Consider the following 4913-nt stretch of genomic DNA (forward strand, 5'->3'; position numbering starts at 1 on the left):
CCCCCGGCCCGCCTCGGCGGAGGGCGACCGGAGCCGCACGGCACGGTCGCCCTCCGGCGTTCCCGGCCGCCCCGGCGCGGGGGACCGGGCCGCCCGCCGGCGCTGAGCGGGTTCAGCCCTTGTGCCCCGGCGCGCCGGGATCCTCCAGGAACGGTCGCACCATCTCCGGGGTGACCTGCGCCGCGAAGGCCACCGACTCACCGATCGAGGCGTCCTGGACGGTGTAGCCCCCCGCGCCCGCCCCCACGGTGACCTGGAGGTCGGCCAGGGAGGGTCCCCGCTGGAAGAGGGTCTGCCTCCAGGTCCAGCCGATCACCGCCGAGCGCTCCACCGTCGCCTGGCTCCGGCTCAGCGAACCGGAGCGGACGCTCACCCGCTCGCCGTCGTACCCGTGGCCGAGGGCCCGGTAGCGGTCCACGCCCAGGGGGATCCCCAGCACGGCGAGCACGGCGCCCGCCACCGCGAGCCACTCCGCCCCCAGGGCCGCGGCGACCACCGCCACCAGGGCGAACGGTCCGACGGCCCGCGTGAGCCGCCGGAACAGGGCAGCACGCGGATGGCGCTTCAGGGTGCCCCCGAAGAGGGCCAGCGCCCGGCCGACCACGTCCTCGACCACGGGGCGGGGCCCGGTCGGGAGCAGCACGGCGCGGTTGGCGGCGTCGCCCAGGCCGGTGACGATGGCGCGCAGGCGCACGGCGCCGCGCGTGCGTTCGAGGGGGGTGTCCAGGAGCTCGTGGCCGCGGATGCGGCGCCTCTCCAGCGTGACGCTGCGCCGGGTGAACAGCCCGCGCTCGGCGACCAGGGAGCCGTCGCGCCCGCGGAGCGAGAAACCCCAGTGCGTGAGGGCGTAGGAGACCACGGCGAACACCGGCATCAGCAGCACCAGCACACCCGCGAAGACCAGGGCCGCCACCAGGAGGAAGCCCCGGTCCGACGAGGTGACCCAGTCCACGACGAAGTCGTTGGCCAGCTCTCCCGCCGTCTGCTGGACCGTACCGAAGAGGGTGGCCAGGACCGCGAACGGGGTGAGCAGGTACCCCAGGCTGAGCGCCCCGTACAGGTACCAGGAGCGCGGCATGGCGAAGTACGTGACGGTGTCGTCCTCCGGGACCGGCGGAGCCTGCGCCTCCCCCCGCGCCGCCTCCCCCGCCTCCGGGGCCCCGCCGCCAGGGGCCGCCCGGGGCCCGGTCTCCTGCCCGGTGAGGACGGCCTTGCGGTGCAGCAGGACGCGGCGCAGGCGCTCGGCCTCGTCCGCCGCCACCGCGTCCAGCTTGCCGTCCTCGGTCGCGGCGGCCGATCCGGCCGCGGCCTCGATGCGCACCACGGCGACACCGAGGAGACGGTGCAGCAGTGTGCTGGTGACGTCGACGCCGCGGACGCGTTCGAGGGGGATCGTGCGCCGGGAGCGCCTGATCAGCCCCTTGCGGATCTCCAGCCGGTCCTCGCCGACCTCGTAGCGGGTGGTCCTCCAGGTGACGAACCCGCCGACGAGCAGCGCCACGACGGTGGCGCCCGTGGCGCCCAGCACCCAGGCGTTGAACCCGCCCAGCACCAGTCCCGCGGCGATCGGCACCAGGAGGCCCTTGAGCTGGTTGATGGGGCCCACGACCATGCTCCGGGGGCTGATCCGGCGCGCCCGCTCCGGCGCGAGGAAGGGCGCCGCGTCCCGGGCCCGTCCGCCGGGCGCGTCCCCGGCCTCCGGCCCCTCCGCCGGCGCGGGACCCCACCAGGCGCGCGGAGCCGCCCCGTGCGGGGGCCCGGAGTGCGGCGGGGCGCCGTGCGGGGGCACGTCGCCGGGCGCGCCCGGGTGGGGCGCGGGGCCGTGCCACGGGACGCCCCCGGGAGGAGCGCCGTACGGCGGAGGGCCCTGGGGCGGGGCTCCGTACGGAGCGGCCGTGCGGGGAGGCTCCGGAGCGGGAGCCGGCTGCCCGTGCCCCGGCACGGCGCCGGGGCCGGTCCGGGACCGGTCGCCCCACCCCTGCGGCGGGCTCCCCGCGCCCTGGGCCGATGTGCCGTACACCGCCGGCGGGCCGGCCGGAACCGCGCCCCCCGCCGCGCGCCCCGGGTCCCGGGGCGCGGGCGTGCTCCCCGGGGCGACCCAGCCCCCGGCCGGGGCCGACCCCTCGGGCGGGGGCGCCGGGTGCGGCTCCGGCCCGGGACCGCCGTGCGCGGGTACGCCCTCCCCGGGTCGAACGCGTGCCGCGCCGTCGCCTTCCGCGGGCCGCGCGCCGTGGCCCCCCTGCGGGCCGCGGCCGGTCCCGTCCGGGACGCCGCGCGCCCCGGACCCGTACCGTTCCCCGTGCTGTTCGGCGCGACCGCCGTCCTCCTGCTCCGTGCCCATCAGGTCGCGTCGTCCCTCAGCGCCCCGGCGCGCACCGCGAGGTCCTCGCTCAGGCGGCGCGCCTGCCCGGCGTCCAGCCCCTCGATCGTGGACGAACCCGCGTAGGAGGCGGTCTGCACCTCCAGCGTGGCAACGTCGAACACGCGCTCCAGCCACCCCTGCGTGTGGTCGACGGTCTGCAGCCTGTTGACGGGCACCAGCTGCCAGGTGCGGCTGATCCAGCCCACCCGCGTGTAGATGATGTCCCCGGCCACCTCCCAGCGGTGCACCCTGTACCGCCAGGACGGCACGATCGCCACCTTGAGCAGCGCGTACACCCCGTAGGCGAGCGGGAGCAGCCACGCGTTGTCCTGCACGCTGAACGGGATCCAGGCCCAGCCGAGCGACGAGGCGCCCCAGGCGGCCGCGCTGAGCAGGACGAGGGTGAACACCGACCCGAACAGGATCCTCAGGGTCCACACCCCGATCGCCCTGCTGCTCACGCGGCTCTGCGGGGGCCGCAGCCGCGCGGCCTCCCCGTCCCCTGGTTCGGGGCCGCCCCGGGGCCGGTCCGGGTCGGGAATGGCGTCGTACGGCGGGGTGTTCATCACCTGCACGAGTTTAGGCCCTCCGTGTCCGAAGGCCCCTCCCCGCGGGCCTCCCGCACGGCCGCCCCGGGGCGCGGGAACTCTGTCAGCGTTCTGTCAGCCCGGCTCGTCACACTGGTGGACGAACGTTGAAACGGAGGAACGATGACTGACGCCATCCGCGCGGAGGGCCTGGTCAAGCAGTTCAAGGGCAAACGCGCCCTGGACGGTGTCGACCTGACGGCCAGGACGGGGGCCGTGCTCGGCGTCCTGGGGCCCAACGGGTCCGGCAAGACCACGATGGTGCGCATCCTGGCGACCCTGCTCAGACCCGACGGCGGGTACGCCGAGGTCGGCGGCTTCGACGTGGTCCGCCAACCGCACGAGGTCCGCCGGCTCATCGGCCTGACGGGCCAGTACGCGGCCGTGGACGCCGATCTGACCGGCACCCAGAACCTGCTCCTCATCGCGCGCCTGCTGGGCTTCGGCGGGGCCGACGCCCGGGCCCGCGCCGCGGAGCTGCTCGAGCGCTTCGAGCTCACCGACGCCGCGGACCGCCCCGCCAAGACCTACTCGGGCGGCATGCGACGACGGCTCGACCTGGCCGCGAGCCTGGTCGGCCGCCCGGCCCTGCTGTACCTGGACGAGCCCACGACCGGGCTGGACCCGCACAGCCGCAACGGCCTGTGGGACGTCGTGCGCGGGCTGGTGGACGACGGCGTGACCGTCCTGCTCACCACCCAGTACCTGGAGGAGGCCGACCAGCTGGCCGACGACCTCATGGTGCTCGACCACGGGCGGATGATCAGCAGGGGGACCCCGGAGGAGCTCAAGAGCCGGGCCGGGAACCAGGTGCTCGAACTGCGCACGGTGGACCCCGGGCAGATCTCCCTGGCGACGAGGATCATCGAGGCGGTCACCAGCACGCCCGTCGTCTCCGACGGGCTGCTCGCCAGCGTCCCGGTCACCAGTTCGGGCGTCCTGCCCGAGGTGGTGCGCCGCCTGGACGAGCAGGGCGTGGCGGTCGCCGAGCTGTCGCTGCGCAAGCCGAGCCTGGACGAGGTGTTCCTCGCCCTGACCGGGCACACCGCCGAAGAGGAGACCGCGGACGCGTCCGCGGACGAGGGGGCCAGAGCATGAGTACCGTGACGACCCGGACCCGGGCCTCGGAGCCCGGGGGCGCCCCGGCGATCCCGGCGAGGATCACGCCGCTGGGCACGATCCGGAACGGCCTCCAGCTGGCCTGGCGCAGTGTCCTGAAGATCAAGGCCAACCCCGAGGAGGTCTTGGGGCTGATACTGCAGCCGGTCATGTTCGTGACCCTGTTCGTCTTCGTCTTCGGGCAGGCGATGATGGGCGACTGGCAGGCCTACCGCGACTTCCTGATGCCCGGCATCATCGCCCAGTCGGTCATCTTCGCGACGCTGGGCACGGGCTTCTCACTGAGCCAGGACGTGGAGAAGGGCATCTTCGACCGGTTCCGGTCGCTGCCCATCGCCCGGTCGGCCCCGCTCACCGGCGCGATCCTCGGCGACCTGGCCCGGTACACGATCACCGTGGTGATGGTGCTCCTGGTCGGCATGCTCATCGGATTCCGCCCCGAGGGCGGCGTGGTCGGCGTGGTCGTGGCGGCCGGCCTGGTGCTGCTGTTCGCGTTCGCGCTGTGCTGGATGTCGGCCTTCGTCGGCATGATCGTGCGCACGCCGATGGCCGTGCAGGCGTTCGGGATGATCCTCATGTTCCCGCTGACCTTCAGCAGCTCGGCGTTCGTCGCCCCGGCGGACATGCCCAGCTGGCTGCAGGCGGTCGCCGCGAACAACCCGGTCACCCACGTCGTCGACGCCATGCGGGCCCTGATGCTCGGCACGGGCGACGCCACGGGCCCGGTCCTGTGGACGGTGGCGTGGTCCGCGATCTTCACCGCGGTCTTCTTCCCGCTCGCCGTGTGGGCGTACCGCCGCCGCACCTGAGCGGCGTCCCGTCGCGCCGCCCCCGGGCCCCGGGGG

At 75.2% G+C, this 4913-nt stretch carries 4 protein-coding genes; 2 read left to right on the top strand and 2 right to left on the bottom strand.

The window, feature by feature from the left end:
* Positions 1–112: 112 nt before the first annotated feature.
* A complete protein-coding gene (locus ACWGL3_RS30980; RefSeq protein WP_267949121.1) occupies positions 113–1612 on the bottom strand; it encodes a PH domain-containing protein in 1500 nt (499 codons plus the stop codon).
* Between the two features lie 728 nt (positions 1613–2340).
* Positions 2341–2928 carry a PH domain-containing protein gene (locus tag ACWGL3_RS30985; protein WP_452462111.1) on the bottom strand — a complete coding sequence of 196 codons (588 nt, stop codon included), beginning with the start codon at positions 2926–2928 and terminating at the stop codon, positions 2341–2343.
* Positions 2929–3072: 144 nt separating this feature from the next.
* Here ACWGL3_RS30985 and ACWGL3_RS30990 point away from each other — a divergent pair, with 144 nt between their 5' ends.
* Together ACWGL3_RS30990 and ACWGL3_RS30995 are read left to right on the top strand one after the other, a co-directional pair.
* The gene (locus ACWGL3_RS30990) at positions 3073–4047 is read left to right on the top strand and encodes an ATP-binding cassette domain-containing protein (protein WP_267949119.1); all 975 of its coding nucleotides are present in this window, start codon (positions 3073–3075) and stop codon (positions 4045–4047) included.
* Entirely contained in the window at positions 4044–4877 is an 834-nt protein-coding gene (locus ACWGL3_RS30995; RefSeq protein WP_452462112.1) for an ABC transporter permease, read from the top strand. The genes ACWGL3_RS30990 and ACWGL3_RS30995 overlap by 4 nt, the downstream gene beginning before the upstream one ends.
* The last annotated feature ends 36 nt before the right edge of the window (positions 4878–4913 follow it).

This window comes from Nocardiopsis sp. NPDC055824 (assembly GCF_053616335.1).

Excerpts from the sequence above, each read along its gene's own strand:
- ACWGL3_RS30985 (WP_452462111.1), bottom strand. The coding sequence starts at position 2,928 with ATGAACACCCCGCCGTACGACGCCATTCCCGACCCGGACCGGCCCCGG.
- ACWGL3_RS30995 (WP_452462112.1), top strand. The coding sequence starts at position 4,044 with ATGAGTACCGTGACGACCCGGACCCGGGCCTCGGAGCCCGGGGGCGCC.
- ACWGL3_RS30990 (WP_267949119.1), top strand. The coding sequence starts at position 3,073 with ATGACTGACGCCATCCGCGCGGAGGGCCTGGTCAAGCAGTTCAAGGGC.
- ACWGL3_RS30980 (WP_267949121.1), bottom strand. The coding sequence starts at position 1,612 with ATGGTCGTGGGCCCCATCAACCAGCTCAAGGGCCTCCTGGTGCCGATC.